Source organism: Flexivirga alba (assembly GCF_042661025.1).
Taxonomy (GTDB): domain Bacteria; phylum Actinomycetota; class Actinomycetes; order Actinomycetales; family Dermatophilaceae; genus Flexivirga; species Flexivirga alba.
The window spans coordinates 769,547-786,454 of the sequence record NZ_JBHSWH010000001.1 but is presented as its reverse complement, the minus strand read 5'-3'; the positions used below and the strand labels follow the sequence as shown (position 1 = coordinate 786,454).

The 16,908-nt window shown below is 67.5% G+C and carries 14 protein-coding genes; 8 read left to right on the top strand and 6 right to left on the bottom strand.

Annotation, left to right across the window (positions count from 1 at the left end):
- Positions 1-53: 53 nt before the first annotated feature.
- The 3 genes from ACFQDH_RS03890 to ACFQDH_RS03880 are packed head-to-tail and all read right to left on the bottom strand — an operon-like array spanning position 54 to position 2,248.
- The gene (locus ACFQDH_RS03890; protein WP_382398651.1) at positions 54-614 is read right to left on the bottom strand and encodes a bacterial proteasome activator family protein; all 561 of its coding nucleotides are present in this window, start codon (positions 612-614) and stop codon (positions 54-56) included.
- A 22-nt stretch (positions 615-636) separates the two neighbouring features.
- Entirely contained in the window at positions 637-1,608 is a 972-nt protein-coding gene (locus tag ACFQDH_RS03885; RefSeq protein ID WP_382398649.1) for an NAD(P)H-quinone oxidoreductase, read from the bottom strand.
- 10 nt (positions 1,609-1,618) lie between these two features.
- Positions 1,619-2,248, bottom strand: a complete 630-nt coding sequence (locus ACFQDH_RS03880) for a class I SAM-dependent methyltransferase (RefSeq protein ID WP_382398647.1) — start codon at positions 2,246-2,248, stop codon at positions 1,619-1,621.
- A 133-nt stretch (positions 2,249-2,381) separates the two neighbouring features.
- On the opposite strand from ACFQDH_RS03880, the gene ACFQDH_RS03875 reads away from it, so the two are divergent.
- Complete coding sequence (locus ACFQDH_RS03875; RefSeq protein WP_382398645.1) at positions 2,382-3,476, top strand: flavin-containing monooxygenase; 1,095 nt, start codon at positions 2,382-2,384, stop codon at positions 3,474-3,476.
- Positions 3,477-3,569: 93 nt separating this feature from the next.
- On the opposite strand, the gene ACFQDH_RS03870 is transcribed toward ACFQDH_RS03875, so the two are convergent.
- Entirely contained in the window at positions 3,570-4,346 is a 777-nt protein-coding gene (locus tag ACFQDH_RS03870) for an IclR family transcriptional regulator (RefSeq protein WP_382398643.1), read from the bottom strand.
- Between the two features lie 80 nt (positions 4,347-4,426).
- Here ACFQDH_RS03870 and hutH point away from each other — a divergent pair, with 80 nt between their 5' ends.
- From hutH to ACFQDH_RS03835, 7 genes are all read left to right on the top strand, one after another.
- Positions 4,427-5,968 carry a histidine ammonia-lyase gene (gene hutH, locus ACFQDH_RS03865; protein WP_382398641.1) on the top strand — a complete coding sequence of 514 codons (1,542 nt, stop codon included), beginning with the start codon at positions 4,427-4,429 and terminating at the stop codon, positions 5,966-5,968.
- Between the two features lie 128 nt (positions 5,969-6,096).
- On the top strand, positions 6,097-7,752 hold the full coding sequence (gene hutU / locus ACFQDH_RS03860; RefSeq protein WP_382398639.1) for a urocanate hydratase: 1,656 nt from the start codon (positions 6,097-6,099) through the stop codon (positions 7,750-7,752).
- A gap of 10 nt (positions 7,753-7,762) precedes the next feature.
- On the top strand, positions 7,763-9,229 hold the full coding sequence (locus ACFQDH_RS03855; protein ID WP_382398637.1) for a purine-cytosine permease family protein: 1,467 nt from the start codon (positions 7,763-7,765) through the stop codon (positions 9,227-9,229).
- On the top strand, positions 9,226-10,431 hold the full coding sequence (locus ACFQDH_RS03850) for an allantoate amidohydrolase (RefSeq protein ID WP_382398635.1): 1,206 nt from the start codon (positions 9,226-9,228) through the stop codon (positions 10,429-10,431). The genes ACFQDH_RS03855 and ACFQDH_RS03850 overlap by 4 nt, the downstream gene beginning before the upstream one ends.
- A 184-nt stretch (positions 10,432-10,615) precedes the next feature.
- Positions 10,616-11,941 carry a formimidoylglutamate deiminase gene (locus tag ACFQDH_RS03845; protein WP_382398633.1) on the top strand — a complete coding sequence of 442 codons (1,326 nt, stop codon included), beginning with the start codon at positions 10,616-10,618 and terminating at the stop codon, positions 11,939-11,941.
- Between the two features lies 1 nt (position 11,942).
- Complete coding sequence (gene hutI / locus ACFQDH_RS03840; protein WP_382398631.1) at positions 11,943-13,136, top strand: imidazolonepropionase; 1,194 nt, start codon at positions 11,943-11,945, stop codon at positions 13,134-13,136.
- Between the two features lie 182 nt (positions 13,137-13,318).
- Positions 13,319-15,499 carry an NEW3 domain-containing protein gene (locus ACFQDH_RS03835; RefSeq protein WP_382398629.1) on the top strand — a complete coding sequence of 727 codons (2,181 nt, stop codon included), beginning with the start codon at positions 13,319-13,321 and terminating at the stop codon, positions 15,497-15,499.
- A gap of 112 nt (positions 15,500-15,611) precedes the next feature.
- Here ACFQDH_RS03835 and ACFQDH_RS03830 read toward each other — a convergent pair whose 3' ends face one another.
- Both ACFQDH_RS03830 and ACFQDH_RS03825 read right to left on the bottom strand, forming a co-directional pair.
- A complete protein-coding gene (locus tag ACFQDH_RS03830; RefSeq protein ID WP_382398627.1) occupies positions 15,612-16,589 on the bottom strand; it encodes a magnesium transporter CorA family protein in 978 nt (325 codons plus the stop codon).
- The gene (locus ACFQDH_RS03825; RefSeq protein WP_382398625.1) at positions 16,586-16,894 is read right to left on the bottom strand and encodes a DUF4333 domain-containing protein; all 309 of its coding nucleotides are present in this window, start codon (positions 16,892-16,894) and stop codon (positions 16,586-16,588) included. Before ACFQDH_RS03825 ends, ACFQDH_RS03830 begins: the two co-directional genes overlap by 4 nt.
- Positions 16,895-16,908 lie beyond the last annotated feature (14 nt).

Below are 16,908 nucleotides of genomic sequence, written 5' to 3'. Positions count from 1 at the left end.
TCGGGCTGCCGGAGTGTCCGCCCAACGCGAGCGCCCGGGCGGCGTCGCGTCGCTCAGAGGTATTGCCCCGTCGGCGTCGTCGGGCCGGATCCGTCATGGCCGGGGTCGACGCCGTGTCCGGGCGGAAGGCCGCGCCGCATCGCCTGCAACTGGGCCTGGGAAGCCATCTGCTGCGCCACGATCGCGGTCTGTATGCCGTGGAAGAGCCCCTCCAGCCAACCGACCAGTTGCGCCTGGGCGATGCGCAGCTCGGCGTCGCTGGGGGCGTCGTCGCTGAACGGCAGGGCGATCCGATCAAGCTCTTCGACGAGCTCCGGGGCAAGACCGTCCTTGAGTTCAGCGATCGAGCGATGATGTATGTCGGCCAGGCGGCGCCGTCCGGCGTCATCCAGCGGCGCGTTGCGGACTTCCTCCAGCAACTGCTTGATCATCGAGCCGATCCGCATCACCTTCGCGGGGCGCTCGACCAGGTCGGCGGGGTTCTCCTCGACGGTCGCCTCGGTCTCGTCGGTGTCCTGGTCCTCGGCCCCGTTGGGCGGTGACGCCACCCCCATGCCGTCTTGGGTCACGACGACGATGCGCTGTTGCTCGTCCTGGTTCTCGTCAGCCGTCATGGCACCCATAGTGCCAAACGGCTCAGGCTGTGGTCAGCAACAGCTTGCCGATGTGCTGCGACGCGGCCAGGGCTCGGTGCGCGTCGGCGGCGTGGTCCAGCGACATGGTCTCCTGCACCACCGGGCGCACCGCGCCCGTCTCGAGCAACGGCCAGACGTGCTCGCGAACACTCGCGACCACCTTCGCCTTGTCGGCCCGGTCCCGCGCGCGCAGGCCGAGGGCGATGATCGTGCCGCGCTTGGCCAGCAGCGCGGCGATGTTGAGCTCGCCCGTCATACCGCCCTGCATGCCGATGATGTCGAGACGTCCGTCCTTGGCAAGCGCGTCGATGTTGCGGGACAGGTATTTCGCGCCGACGACGTCCAGGATGACGTTCGCGCCGCCTTCGGCTGACATGACCTTGACGAAGTCCTGCTCGCGGTAGTTGATGAGTATGTCGGCGCCGAGTTGCGCACACCTGTCAAGCTTTTCGGCCGATCCAGCGGTCACCGCCACGCGCGAACCGAACGCCTTGGCGAGCTGGATCGCCATCGTCCCGATGCCGCTGGACCCGCCGTGTGCCAGCAGCAGCTCCCCGGGTTGCAGGTGTGCGGCCATGAAGACGTTGGACCACACCGTGCACACGACCTCCGGCAGCGCAGCCGCTTCGATCAGATCGATGCCGGTCGGCACGGGCAGCAACTGTCCGACAGGGACCGCGACCTGCTCGGCATACCCACCCCCGGCCAGCAACGCGCAGACCTGATCGCCGACCGACCACCCGGTGACGGCCGCACCGAGGGCGCTGATCGTGCCGCTGATCTCGAGCCCGGGGATCTCCGACTCGCCCTTGGGCGGCGGGTAAAACCCTTGGCGTTGCATCAGATCCGCGCGATTGACCCCCGCGGCTGCCACCTCGACGAGCACCTCGTCGTCGCCGATCGTGGGCGTAGGTAGGTCGGAAAGGGTCAGCACGGACTCGTCGCCGAAGCTCGGCAGGGTGATCGCACGCATGGATCAGACGTTACGCCGTGCGCAGCACAGCCCATTGATAGTGCAGGTCGGTCTCGTACTCGCTCTGCCAGGTCTCGAACGTTTCCACGGTGCCGTGCCGGGCGAGCGTGGCGCGCAGATCGTCGTCGGAACGCAGGGCGAAGAACCGTGGCGGCCCGTATGCCGGATCGCCCCAGCGCTGCTCACGGGTCGTCTCGGCGCCCCAGACACCGATCGCCACGGGCGAGCCGGGACGGACAACGCGGACGAGTTCGGCGATCGCTGTGTCCAGGTCGTCATCGGCGATGTGCAGGAGCGTGCTGGCCGTGTATGCCGCGTCGAATTCGCTTGTGTCAAAGGGCAGTTCGAGCGCTGAACCCACCTGCACATCGAGGCCGGCCTCGACGCAGAGCGCCACGCTCTCGGGTGCCAGATCGATTCCGCGTATGCCGAGGCCGGCGTCCCTGAAGGCAGTCGAGTCCCGACCCGGACCGGTCCCGACCTCGACCAACGAGGAACGGCCTTCCTGCTGCAGCAGACTGATGAACGCGTCGCGGTGCTCCACGCGGTCGGCCGGCAGATGGTTGGCGCGGCGGTCGCGAGCCTCGTTGTCGTAGTAGGTGCGCAGGTCGGCCTCACGCTCGGCGCGGCTGTTCGTCATACGGCCATCCTTCCAGCGCGGGACCTCGGGACGCTCGTTCCTCGCTCCTCGGCCGCCTTGGGGGCTCCCCCGCTTCGCTCCTCGGCCACCTCCGGACGGGAATTCTGCCTTCCGGGATGCCGTTCAAATTTGTATGACTGTCCCGACTGTGACGACGCTGCGCCGGGACGTGGTGGTCATCGGTGCCGGCCAGGCCGGACTCTCGGCTAGTCACTTCTTGCGCAAGGCGGGCTTGGAGCCCGGTGTCGACTTCGAGGTGCTGGACGCCAATCCGACGCCGGGAGGCGCGTGGAGCCATCGCTGGGACGCGTTGACGCTGGGCGCCGTGCACGGCATACACGACTTGCCGGACTTCCCGCTCGGAACGCCCGACCCGGCCGAGCCGGCGCGTGAGGTCGTGAAGCGCTATTACGACGCCTACGAGCGTCACGAAAATCTGCGGGTGCAACGTCCGTGGAAGGTGACTGCCGTCGAGGATGCCGGTGAGCCCCTGCTCGTCCGCGCGGAGCACGCGGGCGCGCGCCGCGACTACTTGGCGGACGCAGTCATCAGTGCGACGGGCACCTGGGACCGTCCGTACGTGCCCCGCTATCCAGGCCATTTCACCGGCATACAACTCACCACTCGCGACTTCGGTGCGCCGGAGGACTTCCAGGGCAAACGAGTCCTGGTCGTGGGCGGCGGAGCGTCGGCGGTGCAGTTCCTCCTGCTGCTCGAGCGGTATGGCGTGCAGACCCTCTGGTCCACCCGGCGTCCCCCGCAATGGATCGACCGCACGGTTGGTCCCCGCTGGGGCGCGGAGGTGGAGCAACGGGTCGCTGCCAAGACGCGAGCCGGACTGCCACCCGGATCCGTCGCATCCAACACCGGGTTGCTGCTCGGACCGGAATACGCGGCAGGGATCGAGCGCGGCACGCTGGTCAGCCGTGGCGGCATCGCCCGGCTCACCGAGCACGGCGTCGACCTCGCCGACGGCAGCCACGAAGACGTCGACGTCATCCTGTGGGCGACTGGATTCCGTGCATCGCTGGGCCATCTCACCCCGCTGAGGCTGCGCGAGCCGGGCGGCGGATTGCGTATGGCGGCCGACGACGTGTCAGTGATCAAGGAGCCGCGTCTCTTTGCCGTCGGTTACGGCCCGAGCGCCTCCACTCTCGGCGCGACCCGCGCCGGTCGCCGCGCGGCCCGTGGGGCACTTCGACTGCTCGACCGGCGCGCCGCGGCCTGAGTTCTCCCGATCGAGAGGACCCGATAAGTGTTGAGCGGACCTGATATCGCACCCCAACAATGGGTCCGCTCGAAGCGTTGTGGGTCCTCTCGATCAGCGGGCGGCGGGGGCGGAGGTCGGGCGGTGGCCGAGGCGACGGCTGAGTTCGGCGGCGGCCGAACGCACGGAGGCGACGAGCGGACCGTCCGGTGGCGGGTCGTCCGCCGGGTAGGTCACCGCGATGCCGGCCGCCGGGCCGCCGTTGTGGTCCAAAGCTGCGACCGCGACGGACGCGAAACCCTCTGACACGGAGCCGGATTCGACGGCATACCCACGGCGCCGCACCTGCGCCAGCTCCGAGTTCAGGACGGTCAGCGACGTCGGCCCGAGCTCGTTGCGTTGCACGAACGACTCACGATCCGGATAGAGCGCCCGCACCTGCGACGCAGGCAACGCCGCCAGCATGGCGAGACCCGATGCGGTGACCGAGGCGGGCAGCCGCACCCCCACATCGGTGACCAGCGACGGTCGACGCGGGGCGCGTTCCTCGATCACGTAGAACACGTCCCGTCCGTGCAGCACCGCCAAGTGCGCGTTGTGCGTCGTCGCGTCCACCAGGCGACTCAGCACCGGCCGTGCGATCCGCTGCAACGGCGCTTGTCGGACGTATGCCGTGCCCAGCTCGAAAGCCGCGACGCCCAGGCCCCACCGCCGGTCATCCGCCAGGTGGGTCACGAAGCCGGAGTCGGACAGAACGGCGAGCAGGTGGTAGGTCGAGGATCGGGGGAGGTGCAGCTCGCGGGCGATCGCGGCTGCCGGCATCGGCTCGGCATGCCGGGCCAGTAACTGCAGCAGGGCGACGCCTGACGCCGCTGCGGGGGCGTTCGCCATACGGCATTGTCTCAGATCCGAGACAGTAAGGTGCTGGCGGCGGTATCCATCACCAGGCGACCGGGTATGCAATGGGTCACATGAGCCAATCCATTGTTGTGGGTGTCGGGCCACTGTCCATCGCGGATGTCGTGGCCGTCGCCCGTCACGGAGCCCGTGTCGAGATCTCCGACGAGTCGCTGGCCGAGGTCGAGCGCAGCCGCGCCATCATCGAGCAGCTGGCCAACGACCCCATCCCGCACTACGGCGTCTCCACCGGTTTCGGAGCGCTTGCGACCAAGCACATCCCGGTCGAGTCGCGCGCCCAGTTGCAGCGCTCGCTGGTGCGTTCGCACGCCGCCGGCTCCGGTCCGGAGGTCGAGCGCGAGGTCGTCCGGGCGCTGATGCTGCTGCGGATCAGCACTCTCGCCACCGGGCGCACCGGTGTCCGCCCCGAGGTGCTGACGACGTATGTCGGCATGCTCAACGCCGGCATCACCCCGTGTGTCCGGGAGTACGGCTCGCTGGGCTGCTCCGGTGACCTGGCCCCGCTCGCCCACTGCGCGCTTGCGCTCATGGGTGAGGGCGAGGTTCGCAACGCCGACGGTGTCCAAATCGCCGCCGGCGACGCCCTTTCCGCCGCCGGCCTCACGCCGGTCGAGTTGCGTGAGAAGGAGGGCTTGGCCCTCATCAACGGCACCGACGGCATGCTCGGGATGCTCTGCCTGGCCATCACCGATCTCACCGAGCTGACCAAGGTCGCCGACATCACCGCCGCGATGTCGGTCGAGGGCCTGCTCGGCACCGACGACGTCTTCGCGGCCGACCTGCACGAGTTGCGCCCGCAGCGGGGCCAGGGTGACAGCGCCGCCAACCTGCGGATCCTGTTGAAGGACAGCGAGATCCGCGAAAGTCACCGCGACCCCGCAGCCTGCACCCGCGTGCAGGACGCCTACTCGCTGCGCTGCTCCCCGCAGGTCGCAGGGGGAGCGCGGGACACCATCGCGCACGCCACGAACGTGGCGAATGCCGAGCTCGCGTCGGCGGTCGACAACCCGGTCGTCACCAAGGACGGCCGTGTCGAGTCCAACGGCAACTTCCACGGTGCACCCGTCGCTTACGTGCTCGACTTCCTCGCGATCGTCACCGCCGACCTGGCCAGCATCAGCGAGCGTCGCACCGACCGCTTCCTCGACGTCTCCCGCAACAACGGCCTGCCGCCGTTCCTGGCCGACGACCCGGGCGTCGACTCCGGTCACATGATTGCCCAATACACCCAGGCCGCAATCGTTTCCGAGCTGAAGCGGCTTGCCAACCCGGCCTCGGTCGACTCGATCCCGTCGAGCGCGATGCAGGAGGACCACGTCTCCATGGGCTGGTCCGCGGCACGCAAGCTGCGCCGCTCGGTGGACGGCCTGCGCCGCGTGCTCTCGATCGAGTTGCTCACCGCTGCTCGCGGCATACGCCTGCGTGCGCCGTTGCGACCGTCGGCGGCCACCGGTGCCGTGATCGACGCGCTGCCGAACATCGGTGTCCCCGGTCCGGACCGCTACCTGGCCCCGGAGATCGAGCAGGCAGTCGAATTCGTCACCAACGGCAGCGCCATTGCCGCCGCAGAGAAGGTCACCGGCGCACTGCGCTGAGCTGGTCCCTTCGACACGGCCTCCGCAAGCTCCGGCCTACTCAGGACGCCGCTCGATACGCTCCCCCGCTTCGCTCCTCCGCTACTCGACCAGCTTGAACCGACTGAAAACGAAAGGATCTGACGATCATGGAAGGTGCACGTCCCGTACGCGCCCCGCGCGGCACCAAGCTCACCGCCCAGTCCTGGGCGGCCGAGGCCCCGATGCGGATGCTGATGAACAACCTCGACCCCGAGGTTGCCGAGCACCCCGACGAGCTCGTTGTGTATGGCGGCACCGGTCGTGCCGCCCGCGACTGGCGATCCTTCGACGCAATGGTCCGCACGCTGGAGAACCTGAAGGCCGACGAGACCATGCTGGTGCAGTCCGGCCGTCCCGTGGGCGTCATGCAGACCCATGAGTGGGCGCCGCGTGTGCTGATCGCGAACTCCAATCTCGTTCCCGACTGGGCGAATTGGCCGGAGTTTCGTCGCCTGGAGCAGCTCGGCCTGACGATGTACGGCCAGATGACCGCGGGTTCCTGGATCTACATCGGCACCCAGGGCATCGTGCAGGGCACCTACGAGACCTTCGCGGCGGTCGCCGAGAAGCGCTTCGGCGGCACACTTGCCGGCACACTGACCCTCACCGGCGGTTGCGGTGGCATGGGCGGCGCGCAGCCACTCGCGGTCACCATGAACGACGGCGCCTGCCTGATCGTCGATGTCGATGAGACTCGGCTGCGTCGCCGCGTCGACCACCGCTACCTCGACGAGGTTGCGGACAACCTGGACGACGCGATCGAGAAGGCCGTCGCGGCCAAGAACGACCGTCGCGCCTGGTCGATCGGGGTCGTCGGCAATGCGGCAGAGATCTACCCGGAGCTGTTGCGCCGCGGTGTTCCGATCGACATCGTCACCGACCAGACCAGTGCGCATGACCCGCTTTCCTATCTGCCGGAGGGTATTTCGCCGGAGGACTGGCACGACTACGCCGACAAGAAGCCGGAGGAGTTCACCGACCGCGCACGCGAGTCCATGGCCAAGCACGTCCAGGCGATGGTCGAGTTCCAGGACGGCGGCGCCGAGGTCTTCGACTACGGCAACTCGATCCGTGACGAGGCACGAAAGGGCGGTTACGACCGCGCCTTCGAGTTCCCCGGCTTCGTCCCGGCATACATCCGTCCGCTGTTCTGCGAGGGCAAGGGCCCGTTCCGTTGGGCGGCGCTCTCGGGTGACCCGAAGGACATCTATGCGACCGACAAGGCCGTGATGGACCTCTTCCCGGACAACGACCGGTTGCAGAAGTGGATGCGCGGCGCCCGCGAGAAGATCGCCTTCCAGGGCTTGCCGGCCCGCATCTGCTGGCTCGGCTATGGCGAGCGTGACAAGGCCGGCCTGGCGATCAACGACCTCGTCGCGAGCGGAGAGGTCAGCGCGCCGATCGTCATCGGTCGTGACCACCTCGACTGCGGTTCGGTCGCCTCGCCATACCGCGAAACCGAAGCGATGGCAGACGGATCCGATGCGATCGCCGACTGGCCGCTGCTCAACGCGCTGGTCAACACCAGCTCCGGTGCGAGCTGGGTGTCGATCCACCACGGTGGCGGCGTCGGCATCGGCCGGTCGATCCACGCCGGTCAGGTCTCGCTGGCCGACGGCACGCCGCTGGCCGCGCAGAAGCTGGCGCGAGTGCTGAGCAACGACCCTGGCATGGGCGTCATCCGGCACGTCGACGCGGGCTACGAACGCGCCGAAAACGTCGCAGCCGACCTTGGTGTGCGTGTTCCGATGCAGGAAGGCTGAGGCGATCCAAATGGATGCTGATCGAGTAGCGGAGGAGCGAAGCGGGGGAGCGTATCGAGATCTGGCCCCCGAGCCACCTGCCTCAACAGGTGGGGCGGTCGAGAAGCATTCGATCGACTGGATTCCGGAACAGGACCGGCATGGGTCGGTTCGCAACCTCTTCTCCGTGTGGTTCGCGGCGAACATGCAGATCACCACCGTCGTGACCGGCGCGCTCGCCGTGATCGTCGGGCTGTCGTTGCCATGGGCGCTGCTTGCGATTGTGGTCGGCAACGTCTTCGGCGCCGTCTTCATGGCGTTGCACTCGGCGCAGGGGCCGAAGCTCGGCATCCCCCAGATGATCCAGAGCAGAGCGCAATTCGGCTTCTTCGGCGCGATCATCCCGTTGCTGCTCGTGTTGCTGATGTATCTCGGCTTCTTCGCCAGCAGCGGGGTGCTCGGTGGCCAGGCCCTGTCCGCGTGGACCGGGCTCGGTCTGGTGCCGTCGATCCTGATCGTCAGTGCGGTGTGCACAGTCGCCGCGGTGCTCGGCTATCGCTGGATTCACGCGATGGAACGGGTGATCAGCGTCCTTGCGGTGCTCGCCTTCCTCTACCTGTCCTTCCGGTTGTTGCAGCAGCACGACATCGGCAACGCCTGGCATGCCGGATCGTTCTCCTTCGGCACGTTCCTGCTCGCTGTCGCGATCGCGGCAACCTGGCAGATCACTTATGCGCCATACGTCGCGGACTACTCGCGCTACCTGCCGGAGTCGACGAGTGCGCGTGCGGCCTTCGGCTGGACGTATGCCGGGTCGTTCATCGGCACGGTCTGGATGATGGCGTTCGGCTCGATCGCTGCCGCGTTGGCGTCCAAGTCGTTCGGAGACAACCCGGTCGCGTTCGTCGTCGACCTCGCCCCGAGCGGTGCGCAGTGGGTGTTCTATGTCGTCCTGCTGCTCGGCGTGCTCGCGATCAACACTCTGAACCTCTACGGCGCGTTCATGTCGACGACCACGACGACGTCGGCGGTCGTGAAAATGAAGATGGGCACCGGTGTTCGCACGATCTTCGTCCTCATCACGGCGGTCGTCGGCGCGCTCATCGCGGTGCTCGGGCACTCCAATTTCGTGCCGAACTTCGAGAACTTCATCCTTTTCCTGGCCTACTTCCTGATCCCCTGGACGGCGATCAACCTCGTCGACTTCTATCTCGTGCGGCGCGAGCGCTATCACATCGCGTCGATCCTGGACCGTGGTGGCCTCTACCCTGACTGGGCCTGGCCGGCGCTGTTCGCCTACGCAGTGGGTGTGATCGTCGAGGTGCCCTTCATGAGCACGACCTTCTACACCGGTCCGATGGTCGACCATCTCGGTGGTGCAGACATCTCCTGGATCCTCGGGCTCATCGTCTCCGCCGCCGTTTATGCCGGATTCGGCAGTCGGATCGTCGCGAGTGAGAAGCGTTGGTATGACGACCATCTCGAGGCAAACTCATGAGTGACGGTGGCTTCGACCGGATGTGGGCCGACCTCGAGTCGGTGGGCCGTGTGTCGTCCGGCGGCTACCGACGTTTCGCCTGGACGGCGGAGGACCACGCGTTGCGCGAGTGGTTCGCCGGCGAGTGCGAGGCGCGTGGCCTCGACCTCGTCCAGGACCGCATGGGCAACCAGTGGGCGTGGTGGGGCGACCCGGACACCGACGGCCCCGGTGTCGTCGTCGGTTCACACCTGGATTCGGTGCCCGATGGCGGCGCGTATGACGGGCCGCTCGGCGTCGTGTCAGGTCTGGCGGCCCTGGATGCCTTACGGGACAAGGGTTTTACACCCAAGCGCCCGATCGCGGTCGTGAATTTCGGCGACGAGGAAGGCGCCCGATTCGGCGTCGCGTGCGCCGGATCCAGGGTGATCACCGGAGCGATGACCGCCGAGCGTGCGCTCGGCCTCACGGACGCCGATGGCGTCACCATGGCAGAGGCACTACGGCAGGCCGGTCGTGACCCAGGCGCGATCCGGCGCGACGACGAAACCCTGCGCCGGATCGGGCAGTTCGTCGAGTTGCACGTGGAGCAGGGCCGCGCCCTCGCGGATCTGGACCCGGCCACGTCGGCCGTTGCCATCGGCACGGACATCTGGCCGCACGGCCGCTGGCGGATCGACCTGCCGGGTACCGCCAATCACGCTGGAACGACAGCACTGTCGGACCGCCGCGACGCGATGCTGTCGGCAGCGCAGGTCGTGCTCGCCGCTCGCGAAGCGGCAACGACGAACGGGTGCGTTGCCACCACCGGCAAGATCGCGGTCGAGCCGGGCGGGGTGAACGCCATACCGTCCCACGTGCGGCTCTGGCTGGATGCTCGTGGGGCGGACCAGAACGCAGTGCGCGCAACGGTTTCCGCGGTTGAGAAGGCCGCGACCGGCTGTGGCGGCACCCTGACCGAGGAGTCCTGGACCGACACCACCCGCTTCGACGACGATCTGTCCGGTCGGCTGCGACAGATCCTCGGTGAACACACCCCGATGCTCGGGACGGGTGCTGGTCACGACGCGGGTGTGCTGGCGACAGCGGGCATCTCGACGTCGATGCTCTTCGTCCGCAACCCCACCGGTGTCTCGCATTCGCCCGAAGAGTTCGCCGAGCGCGACGACTGCCTGCATGGTGTCGACGCCCTGACGAAGGTCGTGCAGGAGCTGGCGTCTTGAGCACCCCACGAAGTTCCTCCCCCGCTCCGGCCACCCCACGAAGTTTCTCCTCCGCTCCGGCCACCCCACGAAGTTTCTCCCCCGCTTCGCTCCTCCGAATACTTCCCGGGGACCCCGACCCGCTCCTCCGAATACTTCCCGGGGACCCCGACCCGCTCCGCCGGATACTTCGCGGGGACCCCGCATGACGAAGTACTGGGCCGAATTCGCCATACTCCCAGACGGTTTGGCGCGGAACGTGACCTTCCACATCGAGGGTGATGTCTTCGACCGGATCGAGAGCGGGCAGCCGCAAGGTGATGCTCACCGGCTGCCGGGCGTGGCCTTGCCCGGGTTCGCCAACACACACAGCCATGCGTTCCACCGGGCGCTACGCGGACGCACCCACTCCGGGGGCGGCACGTTCTGGACCTGGCGGTCCCGGATGTATGACGCAGCTCGGCGTCTCAACCCCGACAACTACCTGACTCTCGCCCGCGCGACCTACGCCGAGATGGCGCTGGCCGGGGTGACGAGTGTCGGCGAGTTCCACTACGTCCATCACGCGCCGGACGGCACGCCCTACGACAACCCGAACGCGATGGGGGAGGCGTTGCAGCAGGCTGCCCGCGAAGCCGGCGTGCGCCTCACTCTGCTCGACACCTGTTATCTCGCAGGGGGATTGACCGCCGACGGACACCAGCCGCTTGCTCCCGAGCAACGTCGCTTCGGGGACGGCGATGTCTCGGCCTGGGCGGAGCGCGTCTCCCAGCTGTGGGATGACGCGACGACCCGAGTGGGCACCGCGATCCACTCGGTGCGTGCGGTGCCACGCGCTCAACTCCAGGAGTTCGTGCAGTATGTCGGGCAGGGCCAGACCTGGCAGACGATGCACGCTCATGTCTCCGAGCAACCGGCGGAAAACGAGGCATGCGAAGCGTTTTACGGGATGACGCCGGTCGAGTTGCTGTCCGAAGCGGGGGCGCTCGGCCCGAATTTCAGCGCCGTGCACGCCACGCACCTGACCGGTGCAGACATCGCGAGCCTCGGTAACGCGCGCGCAACTGCTGCGTTCTGTCCGACGACCGAGCGCGACCTCGCCGACGGAATCGGCCCTGCACGTGAGTTGCTCGACGCCGGAGCGCGATTGAGTCTCGGCTCCGATCAACACGCGGTTATCGACCCGTTCGAAGAGGTCCGCGGTCTGGAGTCGCACGAGCGGCTCCGCACCCTGCACCGCGGTCGGCTCAGCCAGGACGAGCTGATCGCCGCAGCCACCGCCCACGACACGATCGGCTGGTCCGAGGCCGGCGCGCTGCGCGAGGGTGCCAAGGCCGATCTGGTCGCCGTCGACCTTGAGTCGCCCCGAACTGCCGGTGTACCAGCGGAATTCGTGCTCACCGCAGCCACCGCGGCCGATGTCACCGATGTGATCCGCGACGGCGATCCGGTGGTCTCCGACCGGCAGCACCGGCTCGGCGACGTCGGTCGGCTGCTGACCGAGGCCATCGACAACCTCTGGGAGAAATGACGTGAGCACAACAGCACTGACCGGCATCGGCGAGCTCGTCACCAACGACCCGACACACCCGGATGGTGACGGGTCCTCGCTGGGCCTGATCCAGGACGCAGCGGTCGTCGTGGACGACGCGAAGCTCGCCTGGGTCGGCCGGGCATCGGCGGTGCCCGACACCGACGAGCGCCGCGATCTCGGTGGCTGCGCGGTGATCCCGTCGTTCGTGGACAGCCACAGTCACCTGGTCTTCGCCGGCGACCGCTCGGCCGAGTTCGCGGCCCGGATGACCGGTGAGCCGTATGACGGCGGCGGCATCGCCGTGTCAATGAAGGCGACGCGCGCCGCGACCGACGACGAGTTGCGCGCGTTGCTCGCACGCCGCGTCGCTGAGATGCACGCCCAGGGGACCGGTGTCGTCGAGATCAAGAGCGGTTACGGGCTCGACGTCGACAACGAGGCACGCGCGCTGCGTATCGCTTCCGAATTCACCGACGAGACAACGTTTCTCGGCGCACACGTTGTGCCGCCGGAGTTCCGCGCCAGCGACTCCGGACGCGACGACTACCTCGACCTGGTCTGCGGCGAGATGCTCGCGGCGTGTGCGCCATACGCCCGCTGGATCGACGTCTTCTGCGAGCCGAACAGCGCCTTCGCGTTCACCGGTGAGGAGTCCGAGCGGGTGCTACGCGCCGGCGCCGGCGCCGGTCTCGAGCTGCGCGTGCACGGTAACCAGCTCGGGCACGGTCCCGGTGTCCAGCTCGCGGTGTCACTCGGGGCGGCCAGCGTCGACCACTGCACGTTCCTCAGCGGCGAAGACATCGCGGCGTTGGCCGGATCATCAACGGTGGCAACGCTATTGCCGGGTGTGGAGTTCTCCACAAGGTCGCCATACCCCGACGCGCGGCGGCTGATCGATGCCGGTGTGCAACTCGCTCTGGCGAGCGACTGCAACCCCGGCACGTGTTACTCCAGCTCGATCCCCTTCGCGATCGCGGTCGCCGTCCGTGACATGGGTATGACGCCCGCCGAAGCCCTCCTCGCTGCGACGTCCGGTGCGGCAAAGTCCTTGCGCCGGAGCGACATCGGCGTCATACGCGTTGGTGCACGGGCCGACCTGACCGTGCTCGACGCTCCGTCATACCTGCACCTGGCCTACCGGCCCGGCGTGCCGATCGCGCACGCGTTGGAGTGGGGACCAGCCGCGAGCTGAACGCGCGTCGGTGAGCCGGGCGAGGAACACGTTGCCGGCCACCAATTTCGGGGAGTGCTAACAACTCATCCGCGTGACGAAATGTGATTGCATGTCTTTGTTCGAATCACAAACACGCATTCTGGATGGTTTTCATGTGCTTTCGTGGCCGGTCTGCGGCCACCACCCCGAGGAGATGTTCCATGCACATTCGCACAGTGACAGTGGTGACAGCGGCGGTTCTCGCGCTGGCGGGCGCCGGCGCGACTCCGGCGATGGCGAGTGGGCGGTCTCCTGCCCCGCCGGGGAAGACGACCGCGACAGCTGCTGCGTCCGGCGGCTCGTACAACGGCCTTGCACTCACACCGCCGATGGGGTGGAACGACTGGTCCTATTACCAGTGCAACATCGACGAGTCCCTCATCGTCGCCCAGGCCAAGGCATTGGTGAGCACCGGCTTGGCCAAGAAGGGCTACGACACGGTCACGACCGACGACTGCTGGATGGCCGGCAGTCGCGCGGCGGACGGCAGTCTGCAGGCCGACCCGGTGAAGTTCCCGCACGGAATGGCCTGGCTGGGCAAGCAGATCCACGCGCTCGGCCTGAAATTCGGCATCTACGAGGACGAAGGCACCCAGACGTGTGGTGGCTACCCGGGCACCTGGGGTCACGAGACTCAGGACGCCAACACGTTCGCCAGTTGGGGCGTCGACTACGTCAAGCTCGACGGCTGCAACGTCCCGACCCAGCCGGGCCGATCCTCGCTGCAGACCTATCGGTCGGCGTATGAGAAATTCAGCGGCGCGCTGGTCGCGACGGGCCGGCACATGGTCTTCTCCGACTCGATGCCGGCCTATTTCGAGGGCAGTTCGGACTGGATGGCGTCGATCAGCGACGCGAGCAAGGTCAGCAACCTGTGGCGCGAAGGCGCCGACACCGCTCTCGGTCAGCAGAGCGGGGCGGCGAAGTGGAGCGCCATCGCCTACAACTACGGCTACAACGTCGGGCTTGGCCAGTATGCCGGTCCCGGCCACTGGAACGACCCCGACTTCCTGCTCGCTGGCGACGATGGTCTCAGCACGACCGAGATCCAGAGTCAGATGTCACTGTGGGCCGAGATGGCGGCGCCGCTCATCAGCAGCACTGACCTGACCAAGCTCAGCCCGCAGGCGCTGGCCGTCCTCGGCAACAAACGGATCATTGCCGTCGATCAGGACCCGCTTGGCGTCCAGGGCCACATCGTCCAGCAGGGCACGGCGTATGACGTGCTCACCAAGCCACTCGCGAACGGTGACGTCTCGGTCGTCCTGTTCAACAAGGGCACCAGCTCGCAGACCATCAGCACCACCGCGGGAGCCGCTGGGCTCGGCGGCTCCGGCCCGTTCCAGCTGACTGACCTCGTCGATGGGCGGGTGACCGCGTCGAACGGCGTCATCGCCGCGGACGTTCCGGCACATGGGACCGTGATGTACCGCGTGCACCGCGGCGCTTCGACGAAACTGGCCCCGGCGGTGTCACCGAGCTTCGACAACGGCACCGTCGGCACCGGCCAGGCCACACCGGTGCGGGTCACGGTGACCAACAACGGGCCAACCATGGTCAACACCGCCGATGTGCGACTGTCCGTGCCGTCGGGGTGGACCGTCAGTCCGGCCGGCAGTGCCCTGCGCACCATCCGGCCGGGTGGCTCGGCGACGGCAACCTTCCAGGTCGACGGGAAGACGCCGCCACCAGGACCGCACACCGACAGCCTCACGGCGACGGTCGATTACCGGGCGCGGAGTGCGAGCGCAACGATCACCGGAGCTGATGACATCTTCAGCAATGTCCCCTACCCGAACCTCCGGGCGGCCTACAACAACGTCGGGGTGACCGATCTGTCGACGATCGCGAAGGGCAACTTCGACGGAGACGGCAACAGCTTTTCCGCCGAGCAACTGGCCGCCGCCGGTGTCACCCCTGGGTCCACCATCACCTCCAACGGCGCCACCTTCACCTGGCCCGACGCCGCGGCGGGTGAGCCGGACAACGTGGAGGGCAGCGGAGCGGTCGTCACCACATCCGGGCAGGGCAGCAAGCTGGCCTTCCTGGGTTCCGAGGCCGGCGACGCGCAGTCCGCGGTGACAGTCACCTACACGGACGGAACGACCTCGACCGGGCAGCTCGGATTCCCGAACTGGAGCTTCTCCCCGGCGGACGAGTTCGGGTCGACGGTCGCCGTCTCGGTCAAGGGTCGTAACACCCCGAGCGGCTACGCGGACGCTGCCTACGACTACCGCGTCTTCGAGAACTCGGTGTCGCTCGACCCGAGCAAACAGGTCGCGAGCGTCACGCTGCCGAACAACGCGTCGATCCACATCTTCGCGATGACGGTGCAGCAGTAGACGATCAGCCCCGTCAAGACCATGCCCCCGTCCCGCTCGTGCGGGGCGGGGGCATGGCGTCTCAGCACGAGGCGGAGATGGATAGCGGGCGAGACGCCGCCGCGTTGTCGCGTCAGAGCCAGTTCTTGCGCTTGAACACGCCATACAGACCCACGACGAGAACCGCCATGAGGGCCGTGCTGAACCAGAAACCCGAATGCTGGCCGAAACCGGGGTAGGGGACGTTCTGGCCGTACCACCCGGTGATGAGCGTGGGCACAGCGATGATGGCGGCCCATGACGTCAGCTTCTTCATGATGATGTTCAGCGAGGCGTCACCGAGCGCGAGATTGGTGTCCTGGACGGATTGCAGTGTGTCGCGCAGGGATTCGGACCATTCGGCGACTCGCATGGTGTGGTCGTAGAGGTCCTGGTAGAACGGCAAGAGCTCGTGCTGCTCATCGTCGGTGGTGACCCGGCGCAACAGCATGGTGGCGACCTCGCGCATCGGGAGCACCACCCGGCGCATCCGGCCGATCCGCTTGTGCAGCGCGTACGCCTCCCGCGCGATTGCCGGACCGGCGTGCTGCTCGGCGAAGAGACTGTCCTCCAACGCATCCACTTGCTCGTCGATACGGGTGGTCACGTCGTAGTACCCGTCGACGACGGTGTCCAGGATGGTGTGCAGCAACGACTTGGCGCCCATGCGGATCAGACTCGGGTCGTCCGCAAAGGCGTCCTCCACGTCGTCAACCGGAAAGTTGCCGCCGAGCCGCACCGTCACGACCGCGCGGGGCAACACGATGATCGACATACGGTGCAGGTCGCTCTCGTCGGCGGCCTTCGCCACCGTGAAGCAGGTGATGAAGAAGTAGGACTTGAAGCGCACGGCCTTGGGCCGCTCGTGCTGGGTGAGCGCGTCCTCGACCGTGTGCTCGTCGAGGTTGATCGCGGCGGCGAGCTCACACACGTCCGCGTGCTCGGGATCGACCAGGTCGACCCACGTCAGCGTGCCGTCCTGGGCCAACAGCTCGGGGAGGTCGTGCAGCGAAACCTCGCTGGGATCAAGCTCACCGGACCGCCATACGCGGGTCCGGCGCTGGCAGGTCATCCCTTGCGCTTGATGCTGTAGCTCACCTTGTCACCGTCGACCTTGTCGACGACCGCGGTGACGGTCTGCTTCTTACCGTCGATCACGACGGTGCAGTCGGTGGTGGCCTTGACCTTGGCCTTCAGGTTGTCGTTGCACTTGACGTCGCCGACCTTGGATCCGGTCGCGGCCGCGCTGACCTTCTCCTTGATCTGCGACTGCAGGTCGCCCTTCTTGACGACCTTGTCGCCACAACCGGCGAGCAGGCCGACGACCGCGACACCTGCCGCGAGACCTGCCGCCCCACGGCGGACAGAGTTCTTCATGGACCCTCCAGCTG